Below are 24723 nucleotides of genomic sequence, written 5' to 3' on the forward strand. Positions count from 1 at the left end.
TTATCATAGTTGAAAGAATATAGGAGGCAATAGCATGTTAGAATTTGAAACAAACGAAGATCAATTAGCAATTATTAAAGTTATTGGAGTCGGTGGCGGCGGAAATAACGCAGTAAATCGTATGATTGAACATGGTGTCCAAGGGGTAGACTTTATCGCTGTAAATACAGATGCACAAGCCCTTAACATGTCAAAAGCTGAAGTAAAACTTCAAATTGGTGGTAAACTAACTCGCGGTTTAGGAGCAGGAGCTAACCCAGAGGTAGGTAAAAAAGCAGCGGAAGAAAGTAAAGAGTTAATAGAAGAAGCACTAAGAGGTGCAGACATGGTTTTCGTAACAGCGGGAATGGGTGGCGGAACTGGTACAGGAGCAGCTCCTGTAATAGCTCAAATCGCTCGTGACTTAGGTGCTTTGACTGTCGGAGTAGTAACACGTCCATTTACATTTGAAGGCCGCAAGCGCTCTACACAGGCTGTAGGCGGGATTGGCATGATGAAGGAAGCCGTTGATACACTAATTGTCATTCCTAATGATCGCCTATTGGAGATTGTAGACAAAAATACTCCAATGCTAGAAGCATTTAGAGAAGCTGATAACGTTCTTCGTCAAGGTGTTCAAGGTATCTCAGATTTAATCGCAGTTCCTGGTCTTATTAACTTAGACTTTGCCGATGTTAAGACAATTATGTCTAACAAAGGAGCAGCACTAATGGGGATTGGTATTTCTGCAGGAGAAAATCGAGCAGCAGAAGCAGCTAAAAAGGCTATTTCTAGTCCGTTACTTGAAACTTCTATTGATGGAGCGACAGGTGTATTAATGAATATCACTGGCGGCTCAAATCTTTCCTTATTTGAAGTACAAGAAGCTGCAGACATCGTAGCATCTGCTTCAGATGAAGAAGTTAACATGATCTTTGGTTCGGTTATCAATGATAACTTGAAAGATGAGATTGTAGTAACAGTAATTGCAACCGGTTTTAATGAAGAAGTAATTATGCAAAAACAACCTAGAGGGACAGGCTTTGGAACTGCACGTGCACAGCAAGCAGCTACTACACAGCGTGAAACTAGAAAAGAAGAGCCACAGTCTCAACCGCAGCCTTCTTATCAGCAGGAACGTCCTGCTCCAACTCATAACCACCAAGATGATGCTTTAGATATACCAACATTTTTAAGAAATCGTAATCGCAGAAACTAATAGGTTAATAGATAAAAAGTAATCAGGTTAATAGCGATTGCTCAGGCTATAGACTTTCAAAGAAATTTGAAATGTCTATAGTCTTTTTTTATGGCTATGTTAATGGTTGGGGTGATTTCGAAAAAAACTCATACCATAAATCTTTCTATAATTTTGTCGTTTAAAAAATTTACTTTTGAACGTTCCTTTGACAAATTTCTTATAAATCGGATGTTAAGCTTTTATCAAAAGGAGGAGAGCTATGTACGCAGAAGTTATGATTGCAACAAACACCTTTTTCAACTATACCGTTTTAGCGTTTGCAAACAGAATTGGTTGGATTGAAAACAAAAAAAGATACCTGCTTCTGTCTGCATTTGTTGCGGGATTGATAACCGTCGTTTTTTCTAATCATTTCATTACGCTATTTTTGACTTTCTTTCTCATGATTGGAATAGCGTTTTGGAAAAAAAGGACACAAATCGTCAAAGCCATTTCATTAACATTGCTAGCAAGCATCTTTGCTGGCGGACTACTTACAGCAATTGCCCCAATGTACCATAATGCGAGTAATTCATTCATGATTATCAATTATGCATTAATTGCTACTGGTGGTTTATACCTCCTCACGAAACACGTACTAAGTCTGCATATATCACAATCGGAAAGAGAACTTATTTATCCTTCTAGCATTAAATTATTCAATCAAACAAAGGAACTTACACTATTTATTGATTCTGGGAACGTCTGTACAGAACCACTTTCTAATGATCCTGTACACTTTATAGCAGCAGAAGCTCTTCGCCCCATTCTTCCAGAACTTCTTTATGATGTTATAAATAGCTGGGATAGCTCACATTATAAAGGTTTGGATATGCTTCCAAAAGAGTATGCGAGTAAGGTTCGTCTAATACCAATTGCAACCGTTCAAAAGGAAAAGTCATGGGTAATTGGCATTAAATTCGATGAATGGGTCGTAAATGATCAACCTTTACCAAAAGGTTACATCGTACTAACGAGAGGTAAGGACAAATTTCCACACGAGGCAGACGGTATCTTACATAGTTCCTCGTACTATCATTTGAAAAAAAGGAGTGCTAAATAATGATATTAAATATGCTACGTCGATTTTATTATTGGATTCTTTCATTTAGAAGAAAAGGAGTCCATTATATTGGTGGAAGTGAATCATTACCAAAACCATTGACGAGAGATGAGGAACGAGAAATGCTACTAGCTTTTATGGATGGAGATGAGTACGCAAGAGATGTGTTAATCGAAAGAAATTTAAGACTTGTAGTATACATTGCTAGAAGATTCGATCAAACGAATACAAACATAGAAGATTTGATTAGTATTGGATCCATCGGACTTATAAAAGCGGTAGAAACGTTCAATTTAGATAAAGGCATTAAGTTAGCAACCTATGCTTCAAGATGTATTGAAAACGAAATTCTTATGCATTTGAGAAAAACGAACCGCATGAAATCAGAAGTTTCATTTGATGAGCCTTTAAATTCTGATTCAGATGGTAATGAATTACTACTTTCCGATATTCTGGGTACAAGTGAAGACCTAATAATAGAGGATGTCGAAAAAAAGCTAGAACGTCAGCATGTTTTTGAAGCTATAAATTTATTGGGAAATAGAGAAAAATATATTATGCAATGTCGTTTTGGGCTCAACGGACAAGAGGAAATGACTCAAAAAGAGGTAGCTGATCATCTTGGAATTTCCCAATCTTATATCTCAAGATTAGAGAAAAAAATAATTTTAGATTTAAAAGAAGTACTGAATGAACCGATTGCCTAATGGGTGAAATTGGATAGCTATGCTCCGAATAATCTTTTAACCGGCGGATAAACTGACTAAGAACTATTAAAAAGTCCGGAGGAAGATCTATGACGAGAACAAAAGTTGAATTATGCGGCATTGACACATCAAAGCTTCCTTTACTAACCCACGAAGAAATGAAAGCATTATTTATTCGCTTACAAGCTGGCGAAGATTCGGTTAAAGATGAATTGGTAATGGGTAATTTAAGATTAGTTTTAAGTCTAGTACAGCGCTTCGCTTATAGAGGCGAGCAAGCAGATGACTTATTCCAGGTAGGTTGCATAGGGCTTATAAAGTCCATTGAAAATTTTGATTTAAAACATAATGTGCGTTTTTCCACATATGCAGTGCCTATGATCATTGGTGAGATAAAAAGACATTTGCGTGACCACCATTCTGTAAGGGTTTCTAGATCACTAAGAGATATTGCTTATAAGGCTATGAAAGCCAAGGAACAATATATTAACGAACATTTGGAAGAACCGACATTAGAGGATTTGTCTAAAATACTTGAGATACCAGTAGAAGATATATTACTATCGCTAGATGCAATTCAAGATCCTGTCTCTCTTCAAGAACCAATTTTCAGTGATGGAGGAGATGCTATTTATATGATGGATCAATTATGTGATAATGATGTATCAGAAGATCAATGGGTTACTTATTTTACGGTAAAAGAGAGCTTTCAAAACTTAGACTCGCGACAAAAGAAAATATTAACGAAAAGAATATACTTTGGTGCGACACAAACAGAAATAGCTACCGACCTGGGTCTCTCGCAGGCTCAAATCTCAAGACTAGAGAAAAGTGCTTTATCTACTATTCAAAATCAGTTAAATCCTAAATAACAATCCTAAACGCTTTTTCTCGTCAGAAAAAGCGTTTTTTTCTATTTTCATGAATATACTATAAAAAAGGAGGGGAACTGTTGAAGTTTTCAGATGCGCAACAAAAAGAAGTCATTGAGGCTAATTCTGGGCAATTATTGGGCTTTATAGTGGATGCAGAAATAGATAAAGAAACAGGTCATATCATTTCCTTTATTGTAGAAACTAATGGGGCATACCCCACATTTTTCAATAAAAAAAGGGAAACGAAAAAAATTAGCGTACAAAATATAGCTGTTATTGGAAAAGATGTAATAATTGTTGCCAAAAACAGAGAATAGGTACTGTTCTTTATTGATAAAACGCCATTTCATTGATACAATGAACAAAACACTAGATGAAGAGTTGGTTTAAAATGTCAAATGTTCATAATAATTTAATTAATATTCAAAAGCATATTGAAGAAGCCTGTGTACGCTCTAATCGAAATTTTGACGATGTAACACTTATTGCTGTTACAAAGGAAGTTTCAGTAGAACGTACGGAGGAAGTTATTCAAAATGAAATATTGCATCTTGGAGAAAACAGACCTGAAGGACTTAAAAGAAAATTAGAAGCTATTTCAGCTAACGTAAAATGGCACTACATAGGCTCATTGCAAACTAGGAAAATAAAATCGGTAATCAATGAGATAGATTATCTGCACTCCTTAGATCGTAAAAGCTTGGCCGAGGAAATTGAAAAAAGAGCAGACAATGTTAAAAATTGCTTTGTTCAAGTGAATGTTTCTGAGGAACAATCCAAGCATGGTCTATCTATGGAAGAAGCTGAATTGTTTATTGACACTCTTAAAGATTATTCACATATACGTGTAGTCGGTCTAATGACAATGGCACCGAATACGGAAGATAAGGCTTTAATACGAAAAGTTTTCCGTAGCTTAAAAGAGCTTCAACTAAGAATTGCTGCAAAACAACTTCCACACGCCCCGTGTAAGGAGCTATCCATGGGTATGTCCGGAGATTACGAAATAGCTATTGAAGAGGGAGCTACATTTATACGAATAGGAACAGCATTAGTCGGCAAAGACAAGGAGGATGAATGAGTATGAAGAATTGGGTAAAAAACTTCTTCTATTTAGAAGAGGATGAAGATACTACAACACCTCAGCAACCTAGAACACAAAATCGTGCAGTAGAACCAGAACAAGTACGACAACAGCCAGTAAAATCATCATATCCTAAAGAACGCAAATTTAATGCTGCTCCTAAGGAAACTGCTGCTACGAATCTTGTTAGTATTCAAAATATGCAAAAGTCCTCAAAGGTAATTTTAATTGAACCAAGAGTCTATGCTGAGGCACAAGACATTTCAGAGCATTTAAAGAACAAAAAAGCAGTTATAGTTAATTTACAACGTATTGACAAGGAACAAGGAATTAGAATAATCGACTTTTTAAGTGGAACAGTATATGCTTTAGGTGGAGATATTCAAAGAATAGGAACAGATATATTCTTATGTGCCCCTGATTCGGTAGAAGTAGCGGGCTCAATATCGGATTACTACTACAACGATCTAGATTAATAGAGGAGTTATTATAATGGATTTGATTTTATATTTATTGGCACAATTAGTACAAATTTACTCATTTGCGTTGATTATTTATATCTTTATGTCATGGGTACCTAATGTGAAAGAATCTGCGGTAGGACAATTTTTAGGGAGAATATGTGAGCCCTACTTAGAGCCCTTTCGTAAGATTATCCCACCAATAGGTATGATTGATATTTCACCGATTGTTGCTATATTTGTTCTTAATATAGCTATGAGAGGGATTATATCTCTAGGTCATTACATTTAACCTCACATTTGTGAGGTTTTTTTAAAATATATTATTTATTCTTGCCCCCCTCGGGTTAAACAAAGACAAGCAATTTAACTAAACTAAAAGGCTATGTTAAAGGTTATGGTTGATTTATGATGCAAAGAAATCTTAGATCAGAGAGTAGAATTGATTTGTCGCCCCAGCCGGACGCTTTCCGCGGGGTGAGCGATAAGCCATCACCCAACGCTTGCGCGCGTGGTTGTGATGTCTTATTTGTCTCACTCATCCCACCGGAGTCGCCGTCTGGTGCTCCAATCAATAAATGGGAACAGCTTTAGCATCGATAAACCGCTAATCAATTTACTCGCATAAACAAAGCTGAAAAACTGTCACCAACCCCATTTACATCATCTATTTATGTTCTTAATAGCCATTTGAAAGTTCCTTTTTTAATGTTTATAGTCACTATAAAAAAGAATTGTTGGTCAAAATCAACCAATAACTTTAACAAAGCTAACTAAAAAAAGTTTTTCTGTGCTTTTTCCCATTTGCCTGTCGGGGCAGAGATAGGGGCTTACGCTTTTCTTATTATCTAGCTCCAGCCCCATGCCCCTCGGGTTCAAATGGATAAAAGCTGCGGTGGCTGAGGAGCTGCCTCCTCGCTTTTCCCCATTTGCCTGTCGGGGCAGAGATAGGGGCGTACGCTTTTCTTATTGTCTAGCTCCATCGCCTTGCCCCTCGGGGTCAAATGGATAAAAGCTCCGGTGGCTGAAGAGCTGCCTCCTCGCTTTTTCCCATTTGCCTGTCGGGGCAGAAACAGGCGATTGTGCTTTTCTAATTATAAATTTCAGTGAGGTCTTGATTATATGGAACATTTATTACAGCATTTTAGGAAAGAAGAGCAACCTTTTATCGAGCAAACGGTTAGTATGATGAGAGAGGTTGAGGATCGTTATGCGCCAAAGTTAACGGATTTCTTAGACCCGAGACAACAATTTATCGTGGAGTCTATACGTGGGCAATATGAAATAATTGAGTCTAGCTCTGCTGGTGCTTTAGAGGACGCGGAGAGAAAAAGGATACTACTTTATCCCTCATATTTCGAACCGGCGGAATCTGATTATAATATGACCGTAGTGGAAGTAAAGTATCCGCAAAAATTTGTAACATTAAAGCATCAAGATGTACTCGGTTCGATGATGTCCTTAGGGATTGATCGAAGTAAGTTTGGTGATATTCGTGTGGAGGAAGGATCTATTCAGTTTGTAGTTGCTACAGAGGTTCTTGACTACGTTAGAGCAAATTTCGTCAGTATTGGTAAGGTTAAAGTTCATATGGAAGTAGTAGAAGATCCGGCTAACTATTTTAGACAGCAAGAAATATGGACTTCTGAAAATCATACGGTTAGCTCTTTAAGGCTGGATACAGTTATCTCATCTATTTTCAATATTTCTCGGCAAAAGTCTGCTTCTATCATTCAAGGTGGAAAAGTAAAGGTCAATTTCACTGTAAAAGAACAAACATCCCTAGAGTTACAGGAGTTAGATCTAATTTCTGTAAGAGGATTTGGTCGATTAAAGTTATTGATGATTGAAGGAAGAACAAAAAAAGACAAAATTAGACTGCAAATTGGTAGATTAGAGCCAAAAAAGTGATTTCCTTAAATTAAATTTGAAATTTAGATGTTTTCAACCTGCCGGAAATGTATAATAGAGGGAAGAAGATTAGTATGTAAAGGAGATGGATAGGATGCCACTAACACCACTTGATATACATAACAAAGAGTTCAGTAAAGGATTCAGAGGTTATAACGAAGATGAAGTAAACGAATTTCTGGATCAAATCATGAAAGACTTAGAGATACTCATCAAAGAAAAAAAAGAGTTAGAGCTTAAATTGAAGTCGTCTAGTGAAAAGGTTGGCCATTTCACCACTATAGAAGAAACCTTACATAAATCCATAGTTGTTGCCCAAGAGGCTGCTGAGGAAGTAAGACGAAACTCTCAAAAAGAAGCAAAGCTTATTGTAAAAGAGGCAGAAAAAAATGCAGACCGTATTGTCAATGAAGCTCTATCTAAAGCTCGGAGAATTGCTTTAGAAATAGAGGAATTGAAGAAACAGTCTAAAGTGTTTAGAAATCGCTTTAAAATGCTAGTAGAGGCTCAATTAGATCTTATTAATACAGACGATTGGAATCATTTGATGGAGTATGATGTAGATTCTACTGCTGTCGACCGTATTTCTGCTACAGAGGATTAAGAGATTTCTTGACTGCTGGCCGTACATTTCCTATAATAATTTCATATCATATATACATGCATTGAAAAAGACGTCTAAAAATGATTTCAGTCAAGCGACTTGGGGATGGTGGAAGCTCAAGCAATGAAGCGTTTTAGAAAATCACTTTGGAGCAAGGACACTGAATTTTTAAGTGTCTTCGGATATGTCCCGTTATGACATACTAAGCGGCGATTACTTTTGGTAATCGCAAGTAGGGTGGTACCGCGAGCATAACTTCTCGTCCCTTTTTGGGATGAGGGGTTTTTTTATTTGTAAATATACCATTACCTGCGAAAAATGAAGGAGGAAGAACAAATGGAGTACAAAGACACATTATTAATGCCAAAAACAGATTTTCCTATGCGAGGAAACCTACCGGTCAAAGAAGTAGATATCCAAGCAAAATGGGAAGAACAGGACATCTACAAGAAGGTTTTAGAAAGAACGAAAGATCGTCCATTTTTCGTCCTGCATGATGGTCCTCCATATGCAAATGGTGATATTCATATTGGGCATGCTTTAAACAAAGTTCTAAAAGATATGATTGTTCGTCACAAATCAATGACTGGCTATCATGCTCCTTATGTGCCAGGCTGGGATACTCACGGGCTTCCAATTGAACAGGCTTTAACAAACAAAGGTGTTAAGCGTAAAGAATTATCATTGGCTGAATTTAGAAAGCTATGTGAGGATTATGCCTATCAACAAATTGACAACCAACGTACTCAGTTTAAACGTTTAGGTGTGCGTGGAGATTGGGAAAATCCTTATGTGACATTAAAGCCTGAATTTGAATCTCGCCAAATCGAGGTATTTGGGGCGATGGCTAAAAAAGGTTACATTTATAAAGGATTAAAGCCTGTTTACTGGTCACCTTCAAGTGAATCAGCGTTAGCAGAGGCTGAAATTGAATATCAAGATAAAAAATCTCCATCCATTTATGTAAGCTTTGCTGTTACAGATGGTAAAGGGGTATTAGAAGAAGGTACAAAGTTTATTATTTGGACGACAACACCATGGACAATTCCAGCCAACCTTGCTATTTCATTGCATCCACGAGTGGAGTATGTCGTTGTGCAAGCAAATGAAAATAAATATGTTGTAGCGAAAGACTTGGTAGAAGCAGTGGCAGCTGAGCTGGGCTGGGAAGAGTATTCTATTGAACGTACAATCCTTGGTCAAGAAATGGACCGTCTAGTTGCTAAACATCCATTGTATGACCGTGATTCTTTAATAATCCTAGGTGAACACGTAACTACTGAATCTGGTACTGGTTGTGTTCATACAGCACCTGGACACGGGGAAGATGACTTTTACGTAGGGAAAGCTTATGGTCTAGATGTGCTTTGTCCAGTAGATGAGCGTGGAGTAATGACAGCGGAAGCACCAGGCTTCGAAGGGTTATTCTATGACACAGCCAACAAAGCGATTACAGAAGCATTAGAAGAAGCAGGAGCATTAGAGAAGCTTACATTCTTTACTCACTCATATCCACATGACTGGCGTACGAAAAAGCCTGTAATCTATCGTGCAACACCACAATGGTTTGCTTCAATTGAGGCTTTTAGAGATGAGCTATTACAATCTATACGTAACACTAAATTTACACCAGCATGGGGCGAAACGCGTTTATATAATATGATTCGTGACCGTGGAGATTGGTGTATATCTCGTCAGCGTGTATGGGGTGTGCCAATTCCAGTGTTTTACGCAGAGGATGGAGAACCGATTTTAACAGAAGAAACAATTGCTCATGTATCAAATCTTTTCCGTGAGCATGGTTCGAATATTTGGTTTGAAAGAGAAGCAAAAGATTTACTTCCTGAAGGATTCACACATCCACATAGTCCAAATGGTATCTTTACAAAAGAGACAGATATTATGGACGTTTGGTTTGACTCAGGGTCTTCCTACCATGGTGTTTTAGAAGAACGTGATGATTTGGTATTCCCAGCAGACTTATATCTAGAAGGTTCTGACCAATATCGAGGATGGTTTAACTCTTCTTTAATCACAAGTACAGCTATGCATGGTCATGCACCATATAAAGGGCTACTAAGTCACGGATTTATTTTAGACGGAAATGGTCGTAAAATGAGTAAATCACTAGGAAATGTAATTGTTCCTGCAAAAGTAATGAACCAGTTAGGTGCTGACATTTTACGACTATGGGTTGCTTCAGTAGACTATACTGCTGACGTTCGAGTTTCAGATGCAATTATTAAGCAAGTGACAGAGGTATATCGTAAAATCCGTAATACACTTCGCTTCTTACATGGGAACATCAGTGATTTCAATCCAGCAAGCAATCGTGTAGCATTTGAAGATTTACGTGAAGTAGATCAATACATGTACATGAAATTACAAGAAGTTATTAAGACTGTTAGAGCAGCTTATGAGCGCTATGATTTTGCGACCGTTTATCACACAGTAAATAACTTCGTATCTGGAGAATTAAGCTCGTTCTATTTAGATATTGCAAAAGATGTTGTATATATTTATGGAGCAGATGACAAAGATCGTCGTGCAATGCAATCCGTAATGTATAATACACTTTCAGCTTTATTGAAACTGTTAACTCCAATTCTTCCACATACAACAGATGAGCTTTGGGCTTATTTGGAGCATGAGAAGGAAGAAAGTGTCCAATTAACTGACATGCCAGATGCTGTTGAATACCCAGCTTTCGAAGCTCTTGCTCCTAAGTGGGAAAAAATCATGGAGCTACGTGATGATGTTCTTAAAGCACTTGAGGAATCTCGTAATGCGAAGACAATTGGTAAATCATTAGAAGCAAAAGTTACGTTATATGTTAGTGATGAATATAAAGTATTGTTCGATACTGATGCAATTGACTTTGCACAACTATTTATCGTATCTAAGTTTGTTCTGGGAGGCTCCCAATCTGAAGCTCCAGAAAACAGTTTAGTGCTTGAGCATTCGTCCGTTGTAATAGAAAAAGCAGATGGTGAAAAATGTGAACGCTGCTGGACTATTGCTGAAACAGTAGGAGAAAGCGAAGCTCATCCGACTTTATGTACTCGTTGTGCAGAAGTTGTAGAAAAACATTACGTATAATAAATTTATAGATGCCCTATATGTAAATTCAAGGGCATTAAAACAACAGTCAAAAAAAATAAAAGCGAGTACGTGAACGATTACAGTTTACGTACTCGCTTTTTTATAATGAGAGTGATTATATAGCGAACCTGTTAATTAGGGCACTTTTTATAGGAGTTAGTATAGTATTTGCATAAACAGCAAAGTATTATATAACATAGAATTTCCCAGGACGTTAAAGAGAAGCCTAACTTTTCTTTGTATAATCTATAGATGCTCTTTTACGTGAGATAGGTTTCTATGGTAAACTATTGTAGATTGTTTAATATTATTCAGCAAAAATCTTTTTAATAATTATTAGTTGGATGTAATATTCATTACTACAGACGAGAGAGGTCGTTAAGGCTTATTTGATTATCGGGGGAATTAATGTGTGGAAATTTTATGGACTAGCAGTATTTGTTATTGCCTTAGATCAATGGACAAAATGGCTTGTTGTTAAAAATATGACGCTTGGTGAGCAAATTATGATTTGGGACCCTTACTTTGCACTGCTTTCACATCGTAACCGTGGTGCCGCTTGGGGTATGCTCCAAGGACAAATAGGATTTTTTGCGGTAGTTACTATAATTGTAATCGCTGCAATTATTTATTACTTCCATAAGGAAGCAAAAGGGAAACCTGTTTTTCAAGTAGGATTAATGCTTTTACTAGGTGGAGCAATTGGTAACTTTATAGATCGACTTTGGAAAGGCGAAGTAGTTGATTTTGTAGATGTGCTCATTCCAATTGTTAACTATGATTTTCCGATTTTTAATATTGCAGATGCTGCCCTGACTATAGGAGTTGTAGTAGTAATTATCTTTATACTACAAGAAGAACGAGCTGAAAAGAAAAAGGTGAAATAATGGAAGAATTAACGTTTATTATTGAAAAGGAACAAGAAAAAGAGAGAATTGATAAAGCAATTGCTTCTTTTGATACAGACTGGTCTCGTACACAAATTCAAAATTTTATAAAAGATGGTAGTGTATTAGTTAATAACGAGCCTGCCAAAACAAGCTACAAGGTAAAAGAAGGCGATGTTATCATTGTCACACCTCCTGAAGTAGTTGAGCTAGACATAGTGGCAGAAAACTTAAACCTTGAAATCGTTTATGAGGACGAGGATGTATTAGTAGTGTATAAGCCAAGAGGTATGGTAGTTCATCCGGCTCCCGGACATCTTAGCGGTACGCTTGTTAATGGTCTTATGCATCAAATTAAGGACCTTTCTGGTATTAACGGAGTACTACGTCCGGGAATTGTCCACCGTATTGACAAGGATACGACAGGTCTTCTAATGGTAGCTAAAAACGACGTTGCCCATGTTTCTTTAGTAGACCAACTTGTAAAGAAAACTGTTACTCGTAAATATACAGCACTTGTTCATGGCCACATAGCTCATGACAAAGGAACAATTGATGCACCGATTGGCCGAGACAAAAAAGAACGTCAAAACATGGCAGTCGTTGATAATGGTAAGCATGCTGTAACTCATTTCCGTGTATTAGAACGCTTTAACAAATATACTTTAGTGGAATGTCAGTTAGAAACTGGTAGAACACACCAAATCCGTGTTCATATGAAGTATATTGGTTATCCTTTAGCTGGAGATCCAAAATATGGTCCAAAGAAAACACTAAACTTTAATGGACAGGTTTTACATGCGGGAGTTCTTGGTTTTATACAGCCTAGAACTGGGGAATACTTAGAATTCTCATACCCACTACCAGAGGATTTCACGGATTTATTGCAAGATTTAAGAAAAACAGCATTGCCAAAAGAAGAATAGTCAGATATACTGATTACAATAAATTGAATAGTTTCACCTTTAATAACAGTCCAGAGAGGCTGAGAAGGTACATGTGAAAGTGACTCACTATTATTCTGCGGATTAATAGGATCACTATATTTTAAACGCGCACATACAACCTCTTGGGCTCTTCTAGCTCAAGAGGTTTTTTACATTTCCGAATAGGAGGAGATAATTTATGGAAGAAAAAGCAAGTATTCTGGATGAACAAGCCATTAACAGGGCACTTACTCGAATTGCACATGAAATAATTGAACGGAACAAAGGAATTGAAGAATGTATATTAGTAGGCATAAAAACTAGAGGTACATATCTAGCACAAAGACTGGCTGAGAGAATCGAAAAAATTGAAGGCAAACCAATCAAAACGGGTGAATTGGATATTACATTATATCGAGACGATTTATCAATCAAAAGCGCTTCTAATGAGCCTTTAGTACAGCAAGTAGATATTTCTCATGATGTAACGAACAAAAAAGTAATTTTAGTAGATGATGTGCTATTTACAGGAAGAACAGTTCGAGCGGCAATGGACGCAGTAATGGATATAGGTCGACCCTCTCAAATACAGCTGGCTGTTTTGATCGATAGAGGACATAGAGAGCTACCAATTCGAGCGGATTACGTTGGCAAGAACATTCCTACCTCTAGCAGTGAAAAAATAGTAGTTAAAGTTACAGAGACAGACAAAATAGATGCTGTAACAATCTTTGAATAAACCAAAAAGGTGGCGACTTAAATGTCAAAGGCAATATTAGATGTAAATGACAAGCCTACAGGTGGACAGCTGATTACTTTAAGCTTTCAGCACATGTTTGCAATGTTTGGCTCAACAATATTAGTACCTCAGCTTGTAGGGTTAAGTCCCGCTATCGCATTGCTAACCAGTGGTATAGCAACTATCATTTTTTTAATGATAACCAGATTTCAAGTACCAGCGTATCTTGGTTCCTCCTTTGCTTTTATAGCGCCTATACTAGTTGCTTCAAATGGATTAAATGAATCAACAGGTAAAGCTATAGACCCGGGAAATGCCATGATTGGAGCAGTATTCGTCGGTTTGGTATATGGTGTAGTGTCACTGATCATTTGGAAGAGTGGCTATAAGTGGATTATGAAGCTATTACCACCAATCGTTGTTGGTCCGGTAATTATGGTTATTGGTCTTGGATTAGCAGGAGTAGCAGTGGACATGGCCATGAATATTACAAATGTAGAAACTGGTTTAAAAGAATATAGCTTTTTACATTTTTCAGCTGCGCTAGTGACATTATTTACAGCAATCATTTGTACAATCTTTTTTAAAAATATTATTAGTACAATGCCAATTTTAATAGGCTTGGTAGTTGGATATCTCTACTCTATCCTCATTGGTATTGTAGATTTTACACCGGTTAAAGAGGCTAGCTTGCTAGCGTTACCTGATTTCTTAATACCAGGTGTTCATTATGACTTTGAAGTTACTTCTAGAATCTTGCTCATTATGGTACCAATTGTCATTGTTACTATTTCGGAACATATTGGCCACCAATTAGTATTAGGGAAGGTAGTTAATAGAGACTACATTAAAGAACCAGGTTTACATCGATCACTTCTAGGGGATGGTCTTGGAACATTTGCTAGTGCCTTAATCGGCGGACCTCCAAAGACAACCTATGGTGAAAATATTGGAGTATTGGCAATTACTCGCGTATATAGTGTTTATGTAATAATGGGAGCAGCTGTGATCGCCATATTACTTTCTTTCTTTGGTAAAGGCATGGCTCTAATTACAACGATACCTACTGCAGTACTCGGTGGAGTATCTATCCTTCTTTTCGGAATTATCGCTTCTAGCGGATTGCGAATGCTAGTAGAAGCAAATATTGATTTTGGGAATAGCCGAAATCTAGTCATTGCATCGGTAATCCTTGTAATTGGTATAGGTGGAGCTAAATTTATAGTTACAGAGGCTTTGAGTGTGGAAGGTATGGCACTAGCAGCAATCGTTGGTGTAGTTTTAAACTGGATACTACCAGGTAAAAAAGAAGCACAAGCATCAGGTAACGAGACAAAAGAATAATAACCTTTTAAAAAGTTGAACAGAGAGTCAACGAAGGGTTCAGATTGAAAAGAGAATTTTAGTAAAAAATCTCTTCTTTGATCATGCTTTAACGAACCCTCTTGAGCTTTTTCAAGAGGTTTTTTTATAGAAAGGCGGATATTCATGAAAAATTTAGTCTCAATGAAGGAATTATCTGTAGAACAAATAATTGCAATATTAGAACAAGCCGAAGCATTCCGAACAGGCGCAGCCTCTACTTTAAAAAGTAAATATACAATGGCAAACCTCTTTTTTGAGCCGAGCACTAGAACTAAGATGAGCTTTGAAATGGCAGAAAGAAGGCTCCCAATAGATGTGCTACCGTTTGAAGCTGGATTTTCAAGCACGTTAAAAGGTGAAACATTATATGACACAGTAAAGGTACTGGAAGCTATAGGACTTGATGCACTAGTTATAAGACATGAGCAAAACAACTATTTTGAAGAGCTGATAGGTAATGTAAAGCCTGCAATCATTAACGGCGGAGATGGCACTGGAAATCATCCCACTCAAAGTCTGTTAGATATTTTTACGATCTGGCAGGAGTTTGGTACTTTAGAGGATAAAATTGTCACGATAGTAGGGGACATAGTGCATAGCAGGGTGGCAAGGTCTAATGCTCAAGCTCTTACTAGACTAGGAGCTACCGTTCAATTTGTCTGTCCTCCTGAATGGCAAGGAGAATTTGAAACTATTAATAGTTTTGAGGAAGCGATAGAAACAAGTGATGTATTAATGATGCTTCGCGTACAACATGAACGTCACGATGGTTTGGCTTCTTTTTCAAAGGAAGCGTACAACAAGTCTTATGGCCTTACAGTAGATCGGGAACGAAGGATGAAAGATGGAGCAATCATTATGCACCCTGCCCCTTTTAACCGTGACGTGGAAATAGCTAGTGAATTAGTAGAGTGTGAACGTTCTAGAATTTTTAAGCAAATGGAAAATGGTGTTTATATCCGAATGGCTGTTATCGAGATGATCTTAAAAGGGAGAGAATAACATGACAAAAATTATTCAAAACGTCCAACTAGTAAACAAATCAGGTGAATTAGAAACTACCTCAGTTGTAGTAAAAGACGGGAAAATAGCTGAAATTACTCCTACTCCTACTTTAGATGATGCGCAAGTAATTGATGGTAAAGGAATGTTACTGTCCGCTGGCTTTATCGATGTGCACGTTCATTTACGTGAGCCAGGTGGAGAGCATAAAGAAACAATAGAAACAGGAACTAAGGCTGCTGCAAAAGGGGGATATACTACGATTTGTGCGATGCCAAATACTCGTCCAGTTCCAGATACAGTAGAAAACTTCTCTCATGTATTAGATTTAGTAGATAAAAGTGCACTAGTTCGAGTACTTCCTTATGCTTCTATTACCATACGTCAAGCAGGTAAAGAACGTACAGATATAGCCGCACTAAAAGAACTTGGTGCATTTGCTTTAACAGATGATGGAGTCGGTGTACAAACAGCTGGAACTATGCTGGAAGCGATGCAAGAGGCAGCAAAACATACTATTCCTGTTGTAGCTCACTGTGAGGATAATTCCCTTTTGTACGGTGGGGTAATGCATAAAGGAAAGCGAAATGAAGAGCTTGGATTAAAAGGAATCCATTCGGTTTCAGAATCGGTACATATTGCGAGAGATATATTATTAGCTGAAGCAGCAGGAGCACATTATCATGTTTGCCATGTAAGTACAAAGGAATCTGTTCGAGTGATTCGAGACGCTAAGAAAGCCGGCATCCATGTTACTGCAGAAGTAAGTCCACATCATTTATTACTTTGCGAGGAGGATATTCCAGCAAATGATGCAATTTGGAAGATGAATCCTCCGCTAAGAGGTAGAGACGACATGATGGCTTTACGTGAGGGATTGTTAGATGGAACTTTAGATTTTATAGCAACAGACCATGCCCCTCATACAGATGAAGAAAAAGCACATGGTTTCGAAAAGGCTCCCTTTGGAATAGTTGGATTAGAGACAGCATTTCCATTACTGTATACTCATTTCGTAAAAACGGGGGAGTGGTCATTAAAGCAACTGCTAGATTATTTGACCATCAAGCCAGCGAACGTATTTGGGTTTGAATTTGGCAAGCTAGAAGTAGGAGCTCCAGCTGATTTAGTATTAGTAGATTTAAATAAAGAACAAAAAATAGATAAAGAAGCATTCCTTTCTAAAGGAACAAATACTCCGTTTGATGGATGGGTTTGTACAGGTTGGCCACAAGTAACAATCTATAACGGAGAAATCGTATGGCAGGAGGAACAAGCATGAAAACAAGATATTTAATATTAGAAGACGGTACTGTTTTTAAAGGAAATGCATTTGGTAGTGAATCAGGGACTATTGGAGAAGTTATTTTTACAACTGCTATGACCGGTTACCAGGAATCTATATCAGATCCATCCAACTGCAGTCAAATACTAACTTTTACGTATCCGATGGTAGGTAATTATGGTATTAATCCAGATGATTTTGAAGCAATAGAGATTGCCTTGTCAGGAGTTGTAGTTCGGGAGCTAGCAGAGAACCCATCTAACTTCCGTAACCAAAGTACATTGAATGAATTTTTAACTTTAAAAAATATTCCAGGAATTGAAGGAATAGATACTCGAAAGCTAACACGCATAATTCGTAAGCACGGATCTCTAAAAGGAACGCTAACAGCTGCTGGAGAAGAAGTGAATGTGGAAGAAACAGTGGCAACGTTAAAATCTACTGATATTCCTAAAAACGTAGTGGAGCAGGTTTCTATTACGAGACCTTATCCAAGTCCAGGGCGAGGTAAACGAGTTGTATTAGTAGATTTCGGTATGAAACATGGAATACTAAGAGAATTAAACAAACGTGACTGTGACGTTATCGTAGTACCTTTTAATACATCAGCTAAAGAAATTTTAGCAATGCGTCCTGATGGAGTAATGCTATCTAATGGTCCTGGGGATCCGACGGATATACCAGAGTCTATTGAAATGGTAAAAGGTCTAATAGGAAATGTTCCAATCTTCGGAGTTTGCCTAGGTCATCAGTTAATTTCACTAGCAAGTGGTGCAACGTCCTTTAAACTAAAATTTGGTCATCGTGGTGGAAATCATCCAGTAAAAGATTTAACTACTGGAAGAACAGAGCTAACTTCACAAAATCATGGCTATGCGATTGATGCAGATTCAATCTCTAACACGGATTTAGAAATTACTCATCTAGCATTAAATGATGGAACAATTGAAGGTGTAAGACATAAAAAATATCCCGTGTTTTGTGTACAGTTTCATCCAGAAGGGTCATGCGGTCCAGAGGACTCAACCCACTTATTTGATCAATTTATTGAACTAATGAATAAAGAAAGCAAAAAGGAGACTTCACATGCCTAAACGTAAAGATATAGAAACTATTTTAGTAATCGGATCTGGTCCAATTGTAATCGGTCAAGCTGCAGAGTTTGACTATGCGGGGACACAAGCATGTATTTCCCTTAAAGAAGAAGGCTACAAAGTAATATTAGTAAACTCAAATCCAGCAACTATTATGACAGATACAGAAATTGCAGACAAAGTATATATTGAACCTATTACTCTTCCATTTGTGAGTAAGATCATCCGCAAAGAGCGTCCAGATGCAATCCTTCCAACTTTAGGAGGACAGACAGGTTTGAACATGGCGATTCAATTAGATGAATCAGGCATATTGGATGAGTTAGGAATTGAAATTCTTGGTACAAAACTAGAGGCGATTCATAAAGCAGAGGATCGTGACTTATTCCGTACGTTAATGAATGAATTGAACGAACCAGTACCGGAAAGTGATATTATCCACAACCTCGAGGAAGCAAAGGCGTTTGTAGAGCGAATCGGATACCCAGTAATCGTAAGACCAGCCTTTACCTTAGGAGGAACTGGGGGAGGTATTTGTCACAATGATACAGATTTAGTGGAAATCGTAACTAGTGGTTTAAAGTATAGCCCTGTGACTCAATGTCTACTAGAAAAATCGATTGCTGGCTTCAAAGAGATTGAATATGAAGTAATGCGAGATTCAGCTGATAATGCAATCGTTGTTTGTAATATGGAAAATGTTGACCCAGTAGGCATTCATACGGGAGACTCGATTGTAGTAGCTCCGACACAAACATTGTCGGACCGTGAAAACCAAATGCTTCGAAATGTTTCCTTAAAGATTATCCGTGCGCTGAAAATCGAAGGTGGATGTAATGTGCAGCTTGCTTTAGATCCATATAGCTTCCAGTACTATATTATTGAAGTTAACCCACGTGTAAGTCGTTCATCAGCACTTGCATCAAAGGCAACTGGCTATCCAATCGCGAAGCTTGCAGCAAAAATTGCAGTAGGACTTACACTAGATGAAATGATGAATCCGGTAACTGGAAAGACATATGCTTGCTTCGAGCCAGCTTTAGACTATATTGTTGCAAAAATTCCTAGATGGCCTTTCGATAAATTTGAATCAGCAAAACGTAACCTTGGAACACAGATGAAAGCAACCGGAGAAGTAATGTCGCTAGGACGTACATTTGAAGAGGCAATCTTAAAATCTGTCCGTTCCTTAGAAACAGGTCACTTCCATTTGGAAATGAAGAACAGCGAATCCATTACAGACGAATGGATTGCCAAAAGAATTCGTCGCGCAGGAGATGAGCGCTTATTCTTTATAGGAGAGGCACTTCGCCGTGGTGTGAGCATCGAGCAAATACATGAATGGTCTCAAATAGATCTGTTTTTCTTAAACAAGTTACAGAACATCGTGCAATATGAAAAGGTAATACAGGAGAATCCTTTTAATCAAGAAATTCTATATAAAGCAAAAAGAATGGGCTTTGCTGATAAGACAATAGCAAAGTATTGGAACGTGAAAGAAATAGAAGTATATAACTTTAAAAAGGAACATGGAATTACACCAGTTTACAAAATGGTAGATACTTGTGCAGGAGAGTTTGAATCAGAAACTCCTTATTTCTACGGGACATATGAAGAGGAAAACGAATCCATTAAAACGGATAAAGAAAGTGTCATCGTACTTGGTTCTGGTCCAATTAGAATCGGGCAAGGAGTTGAATTTGATTATGCAACAGTTCACTCTGTATGGGCCATCAAAGAAGCAGGCTATGAAGCGATTATTATTAATAATAATCCAGAAACAGTTTCTACCGATTTCTCCATCTCAGATAAATTATACTTTGAGCCTTTAACGGTAGAAGACGTCATGCACATCGTGGACCTTGAAAAGCCAAAAGGAGTAGTTGTACAGTTTGGCGGTCAAACAGCGATCAACCTAGCGGAAGCGTTAGAAGAACGAGGCGTAAAAATATTAGGCACTACTCTAGAAGATATCGATCGAGCAGAAAATCGAAATAAATTTGAAGCTGCTCTTCACGAAATAGGAATTCCTCAGCCGCTAGGTAAGACAGCAGTATCTGTAGAGGAAGCTATTGAAATAGCTAATGAAATTAGTTATCCGGTATTAGTTAGACCTTCTTATGTTTTAGGTGGTCGAGCAATGCAAATCGTTTACAATGAAGATGAAATTAAACACTATATGGAAAACGCGGTTGAAGCTAGCCCGGAAAAGCCCGTTTTAATTGACCGTTACTTAACTGGTACAGAGGTCGAAGTCGATGCAATCTGTGATGGAGAGAATGTTCTAATACCAGGTATCATGGAGCATATTGAGCGAGCAGGTGTGCACTCAGGTGATTCAATCGCTGTATATCCACCACAAAAGCTATCACAAAAACATATAGACACATTGGTAGATTATACAACAAGACTGGCAAGAGGTTTAAAAATAGTAGGTCTAATGAATATTCAATATGTTATTTCCAAAGACGAGGTTTATGTAATTGAAGTAAACCCACGCTCAAGCCGTACGGTACCTTTCTTAAGTAAAATTACATCGATTCCAATGGCAAACATTGCAACAAAGGCAATTTTAGGAAAGTCCATTGTAGAACAAGGATTTAAAACAGGGCTTGCACCAAATAGTCCAGGAGTATATGTAAAGGTTCCTGTATTCAGCTTTGCTAAGCTGCGCCGTGTAGATATTACCCTAGGGCCAGAGATGAAATCCACTGGAGAGGTTATGGGTAAAGATATAACATTAGAAAAAGCCCTATATAAAGGCCTAGTAGCTGCAGGAATGGAAATTAAGGATCATGGCTCAGTGCTAATGACGATTTCTGATAAAGACAAAGAAGAAGCAACAGATATCGCTAAGCGTTTCCACGCAATTGGCTTCCGCATAATTGCAACAGAGGGTACCGCTAAAGCAATACAAGAGGCAGGTATTCCAGTAGATATTGTAGACAAAATTGGTTCTAAGGGAACTACTTTACTTGATGTTATTCAAAAAGGGGAAGCGCAATTTGTTATTAATACTTTAACAAAAGGCATGCAGCCCGAGCGTGACGGCTTCCGAATTCGTAGGGAGTCTGTTGAAAATGGAATTCCTTGCTTAACTTCTCTAGATACGGCAGAGGCAATGGTTCGTGTAATTGAATCGATGAGCTTCTCTACGGATACGATGAAGCTACAGGAGGTCCGTGCATGATTAAACAGGAGCAGATGATTGTTGTATCTCAACATAAAATTGCGACGAACATTTTTAGGCTTACGTTAAAGGGACAGCTCGTACAGGAGATGAAACAACCTGGCCAATTTGTTCATGTACGTGTGGCAAATCAAATGGAGCCACTACTACGAAGACCGATTAGTATTTGTTCTATAAATAGAGAGGCATCGGAATTTACGATGATCTACCGTGCTGAGGGCAGAGGAACTGTGCTACTTTCAGAGAAAAGACCAGGGGATTATATAGATATACTTGGTCCCCTAGGTCAAGGGTTTCCAATAGAAAAAGTCTCTTCAGGTGATAAGGCATTACTTGTGGGGGGAGGAATTGGAGTCCCTCCTCTCTATGAATTATCTAAAAGATTAGTTGAAAAAGGTGTGGAGCCAATCCATGTATTAGGCTTTCAATTCGAGAATGTTGTTTTCTACGAGGAGCTATTTAACCAGCTTGGCGAAACACATATAGTTACAGCAGATGGAAGCTATGGTCATAAGGGGTTTGTAACAAATGTATTAGAGACTATGAATGACGACTTTGCTGTGTACTATAGTTGTGGTCCAACGCCTATGCTTGCTGCTATGGAAAAAATGTATCCGCATAAAGAAGGTTACCTCTCTTTTGAACAACGAATGGGCTGTGGGATCGGTGCATGTTTTGCATGTGTATGTGAGACAACGGAAAAAATGGAAGTTGACTATCTGAAAGTTTGTTCAGATGGTCCAGTCTTCCAGTCAGGAGTGATTCGAGTATGAATAGATTAGCTGTCGAATTACCAGGACTGTCATTAAAGAACCCAATTATGCCTGCTTCTGGGTGTTTTGGGTTTGGGAAGGAATATGCTCAACTCTATGATCTATCCAAATTAGGAGCTATCATGATTAAAGCAACTACCTTAGAAACACGACTAGGTAACCCAACTCCTCGAGTAGCTGAAACGCCTGCAGGGATGCTGAATGCGATTGGACTGCAAAATCCAGGACTAGCTAAGGTCATGACAAACGAGCTTCCTTGGCTAGAGCAATATGACGTGCCCATCATAGCAAACGTAGCTGGGACATTAACAGAGGACTATGTTGGTGTTGCTGAGGCTATTTCAAAGGCACCTAACGTATACGCTCTAGAGCTAAATATTTCGTGTCCAAACGTTAAACAAGGTGGAATTACGTTTGGAACAGATCCCCTAATAGCAGAAGAATTAACAAGAGCCGTCAAGGAAGTTTCAAGCGTTCCTGTCTATGTAAAGTTGTCGCCTAATGTTACGAATGTAGGGGAGATAGCTAAAGCAGTGGAAGCTGGCGGCGCCGATGGAATAACGATGATTAATACATTACTCGGTTTACGCTTGGATACTCGAACTGGCCGTCCTGTCATTGCAAATGTAACAGGTGGCTTATCGGGTCCAGCTATTAAGCCAGTTGCACTTCGTATGGTATATGATGTGGCTAAACAAGTCTCCCTACCTATTATAGGGATGGGCGGAGTTTCAAATATAGACGATGTCATTGATTTCTTATCAGCCGGGGCAAGTGCAGTTGCTGTTGGAACTGCTAACTTTGTCGATCCATTCATTTGTCCGACACTGATTGATCAGTTACCAGAAAAGTTAGATGAGCTTGGATATCAAACAGTAAACGATTTAGTTGGAAGGAGCCATCGATTATGAAAAACAGCCCCATTATCGCATTAGACTTTTCTTCAGCAGAAGAAGTTTACCGTTTTTTAACACCTTTTGAGGAACCTCTTTTTGTGAAGGTTGGAATGGAACTATTTATGCAGGAAGGTCCAGCCATCGTTTATAAGCTTAAGGAAAAAGGACATGATGTCTTTCTAGATTTGAAGCTACATGATATTCCAAATACAGTCGGACAGGCGATGAAAGGATTAGCACGTTTAGGAGTAGATCTGATCAATGTCCACGCTGCTGGAGGAGAGACTATGATGTCAAAAGCTCGTGAAGGCTTAGAGGCCGGAACTTCGGCCGGTAATGTAAGACCTGCTATTATAGGCGTTACTCAATTAACTTCCACTTCTGAGAAGCAAATGCAAGAGGAACAGCTGATTAAACAAACTCTAGAGGAATCTGTTCTTCATTATGCTAGGCTTTCCCAAAAAGCAGGATTAGATGGGGTAGTATGCTCCGTACTAGAGGCAAAGAAAATAGCAGAAGCGTGTGGGGGAGACTTTTTAAGAGTTACTCCAGGTATACGATTATCTACGGGAGAAGCACACGACCAAGTTCGAGTAGCGACTCCTTCTAATGCGAGGAAGCTAGGCTCTTCTCACATTGTTGTTGGACGTGCAATCACAGAAGCAGAAAATCCCGTAGAGGCTTATAAAACTATTCTAAAAATGTGGGAGGAACAAGCATGACACTTGAACATAGAATTGCAAAAGCACTTCTTGAAATAGGAGCAGTAGAACTAAAACCAAACGATCCTTTCACGTGGGCATCAGGAATTGAATCACCAATTTATTGTGATAATCGTATAACGATGTCTTCTCCGGTCATTCGCAAGGAGATTGCAAAAGGTCTTGCTGAAGCAATTAATGAGAGTTTCCCAGGAACAGAAGCAGTTGCAGGAACGGCAACTGCAGGTATTCCTCATGCGGCATGGGTAAGTGATGTATTAGAGCTTCCGATGATGTATGTACGCTCAAAAGCAAAAGAGCACGGTCGAGGAAACCAAATCGAAGGAAAAGTAGTGACAGGTCAGAAGGTAGTAGTGGTCGAAGATCTAATTTCCACTGGAGGAAGTAGCTTAACAGCTGTTGAAGCGCTTCAAAAAGCTGGGTTAGAAGTACTTGGAGTAGTAAGTATTTTTACATATGGACTTCCTAAAGCAGAGGAGTCTTTTAAAGAAGCAGAGATAAACTTTGTCAGCCTAACTAACTTTGAGACTTTGGTTAATGCAGCGCAGGAAGTAGGGACTATTACAGAAGCGGATATTCCGATGCTTACTAAGTGGCACAATGATTTGAAGCAAGGGTTATTAAAATAAGGAAGTGATCGCCTTCTCATTTTAATTGAGAGGCGATTTTTTTTATGGATGAATCAATTTCATAATCATTTGCCTCGGTTTGTGATATTTTGTTTGCCTCACTTATCCTAGTTGAGCTACCCTTGAATCAAAGCAACCCCTAAAGATGCTTACAGATTTTTGCATAGTAAAAGAGAAAGAAGTGAGTTT

23 protein-coding genes and 1 other annotated feature are annotated in these 24723 nt (G+C 38.3%); all 23 genes read left to right on the plus strand.

Annotated elements, in window-relative coordinates; all coding sequences use genetic code 11:
* The first annotated feature begins 34 nt into the window (after nt 1–34).
* The 23 genes from ftsZ to pyrE all read left to right on the plus strand — a co-directional run bounded on the left by ftsZ (nt 35) and on the right by pyrE (nt 24534).
* On the plus strand, nt 35–1198 hold the full coding sequence (ftsZ, locus tag NSQ95_RS05975) for a cell division protein FtsZ (RefSeq protein ID WP_169358990.1): 1164 nt from the start codon (nt 35–37) through the stop codon (nt 1196–1198).
* 241 nt (nt 1199–1439) lie between these two features.
* Nucleotides 1440–2282 carry a sigma-E processing peptidase SpoIIGA gene (locus tag NSQ95_RS05980; RefSeq protein ID WP_298471961.1) on the plus strand — a complete coding sequence of 281 codons (843 nt, stop codon included), beginning with the start codon at nt 1440–1442 and terminating at the stop codon, nt 2280–2282.
* A complete protein-coding gene (gene sigE, locus NSQ95_RS05985) occupies nt 2282–2989 on the plus strand; it encodes an RNA polymerase sporulation sigma factor SigE (RefSeq protein WP_240949634.1) in 708 nt (235 codons plus the stop codon). Before NSQ95_RS05980 ends, sigE begins: the two co-directional genes overlap by 1 nt.
* Before the next feature lie 89 nt (nt 2990–3078).
* A complete protein-coding gene (gene sigG / locus NSQ95_RS05990; protein WP_169358992.1) occupies nt 3079–3861 on the plus strand; it encodes an RNA polymerase sporulation sigma factor SigG in 783 nt (260 codons plus the stop codon).
* 80 nt (nt 3862–3941) lie between these two features.
* Nucleotides 3942–4181 (plus strand): YlmC/YmxH family sporulation protein, encoded by a 240-nt coding sequence (locus NSQ95_RS05995; protein WP_169358993.1) that lies wholly within the window; start codon nt 3942–3944, stop codon nt 4179–4181.
* Between the two features lie 74 nt (nt 4182–4255).
* Nucleotides 4256–4945 (plus strand): YggS family pyridoxal phosphate-dependent enzyme, encoded by a 690-nt coding sequence (locus tag NSQ95_RS06000; RefSeq protein ID WP_342560474.1) that lies wholly within the window; start codon nt 4256–4258, stop codon nt 4943–4945.
* Nucleotides 4942–5424: a cell division protein SepF gene (locus NSQ95_RS06005; RefSeq protein ID WP_169358995.1), complete on the plus strand. Its 483-nt coding sequence runs from the start codon at nt 4942–4944 to the stop codon at nt 5422–5424. The genes NSQ95_RS06000 and NSQ95_RS06005 overlap by 4 nt, the downstream gene beginning before the upstream one ends.
* 16 nt (nt 5425–5440) lie before the next feature.
* Nucleotides 5441–5701 (plus strand): YggT family protein, encoded by a 261-nt coding sequence (locus NSQ95_RS06010; RefSeq protein WP_340884251.1) that lies wholly within the window; start codon nt 5441–5443, stop codon nt 5699–5701.
* 830 nt (nt 5702–6531) lie between these two features.
* The gene (locus NSQ95_RS06015) at nt 6532–7320 is read left to right on the plus strand and encodes a YlmH/Sll1252 family protein (RefSeq protein WP_169361230.1); all 789 of its coding nucleotides are present in this window, start codon (nt 6532–6534) and stop codon (nt 7318–7320) included.
* Nucleotides 7321–7414: 94 nt separating this feature from the next.
* On the plus strand, nt 7415–7924 hold the full coding sequence (locus NSQ95_RS06020; RefSeq protein ID WP_340884249.1) for a DivIVA domain-containing protein: 510 nt from the start codon (nt 7415–7417) through the stop codon (nt 7922–7924).
* A 52-nt stretch (nt 7925–7976) separates the two neighbouring features.
* Nucleotides 7977–8194: a binding site (T-box leader), on the plus strand.
* 66 nt (nt 8195–8260) lie between these two features.
* Complete coding sequence (gene ileS, locus NSQ95_RS06025) at nt 8261–11023, plus strand: isoleucine--tRNA ligase (protein ID WP_342560475.1); 2763 nt, start codon at nt 8261–8263, stop codon at nt 11021–11023.
* A gap of 413 nt (nt 11024–11436) precedes the next feature.
* On the plus strand, nt 11437–11913 hold the full coding sequence (gene lspA / locus NSQ95_RS06030; RefSeq protein WP_169361233.1) for a signal peptidase II: 477 nt from the start codon (nt 11437–11439) through the stop codon (nt 11911–11913).
* Entirely contained in the window at nt 11913–12839 is a 927-nt protein-coding gene (locus NSQ95_RS06035; RefSeq protein WP_298470650.1) for an RluA family pseudouridine synthase, read from the plus strand. The genes lspA and NSQ95_RS06035 overlap by 1 nt, the downstream gene beginning before the upstream one ends.
* Nucleotides 12840–13038: 199 nt before the next feature.
* Nucleotides 13039–13578, plus strand: coding sequence for a bifunctional pyr operon transcriptional regulator/uracil phosphoribosyltransferase PyrR (pyrR, locus tag NSQ95_RS06040; protein WP_169361235.1), 540 nt, complete (start codon nt 13039–13041; stop codon nt 13576–13578).
* Nucleotides 13579–13599: 21 nt separating this feature from the next.
* Nucleotides 13600–14922 (plus strand): solute carrier family 23 protein, encoded by a 1323-nt coding sequence (locus tag NSQ95_RS06045; protein ID WP_340884242.1) that lies wholly within the window; start codon nt 13600–13602, stop codon nt 14920–14922.
* A gap of 144 nt (nt 14923–15066) precedes the next feature.
* Nucleotides 15067–15945 carry an aspartate carbamoyltransferase catalytic subunit gene (locus NSQ95_RS06050; protein ID WP_342560476.1) on the plus strand — a complete coding sequence of 293 codons (879 nt, stop codon included), beginning with the start codon at nt 15067–15069 and terminating at the stop codon, nt 15943–15945.
* 1 nt (nt 15946) lies between these two features.
* A complete protein-coding gene (locus NSQ95_RS06055; protein ID WP_342560477.1) occupies nt 15947–17227 on the plus strand; it encodes a dihydroorotase in 1281 nt (426 codons plus the stop codon).
* Complete coding sequence (locus NSQ95_RS06060) at nt 17224–18324, plus strand: carbamoyl phosphate synthase small subunit (protein ID WP_340884234.1); 1101 nt, start codon at nt 17224–17226, stop codon at nt 18322–18324. Before NSQ95_RS06055 ends, NSQ95_RS06060 begins: the two co-directional genes overlap by 4 nt.
* A complete protein-coding gene (gene carB, locus NSQ95_RS06065; protein WP_342560478.1) occupies nt 18317–21514 on the plus strand; it encodes a carbamoyl-phosphate synthase large subunit in 3198 nt (1065 codons plus the stop codon). Before NSQ95_RS06060 ends, carB begins: the two co-directional genes overlap by 8 nt.
* The gene (locus NSQ95_RS06070; protein ID WP_342560479.1) at nt 21511–22287 is read left to right on the plus strand and encodes a dihydroorotate dehydrogenase electron transfer subunit; all 777 of its coding nucleotides are present in this window, start codon (nt 21511–21513) and stop codon (nt 22285–22287) included. Before carB ends, NSQ95_RS06070 begins: the two co-directional genes overlap by 4 nt.
* Entirely contained in the window at nt 22284–23198 is a 915-nt protein-coding gene (locus tag NSQ95_RS06075; protein ID WP_340884226.1) for a dihydroorotate dehydrogenase, read from the plus strand. The genes NSQ95_RS06070 and NSQ95_RS06075 overlap by 4 nt, the downstream gene beginning before the upstream one ends.
* Entirely contained in the window at nt 23195–23905 is a 711-nt protein-coding gene (gene pyrF / locus NSQ95_RS06080; RefSeq protein WP_342560480.1) for an orotidine-5'-phosphate decarboxylase, read from the plus strand. The genes NSQ95_RS06075 and pyrF overlap by 4 nt, the downstream gene beginning before the upstream one ends.
* Nucleotides 23902–24534: an orotate phosphoribosyltransferase gene (pyrE, locus tag NSQ95_RS06085; RefSeq protein ID WP_340884221.1), complete on the plus strand. Its 633-nt coding sequence runs from the start codon at nt 23902–23904 to the stop codon at nt 24532–24534. Before pyrF ends, pyrE begins: the two co-directional genes overlap by 4 nt.
* The last annotated feature ends 189 nt before the right edge of the window (nt 24535–24723 follow it).

This window comes from Psychrobacillus sp. FSL W7-1457, assembly GCF_038593405.1.
Lineage (GTDB): Bacteria > Bacillota > Bacilli > Bacillales_A > Planococcaceae > Psychrobacillus.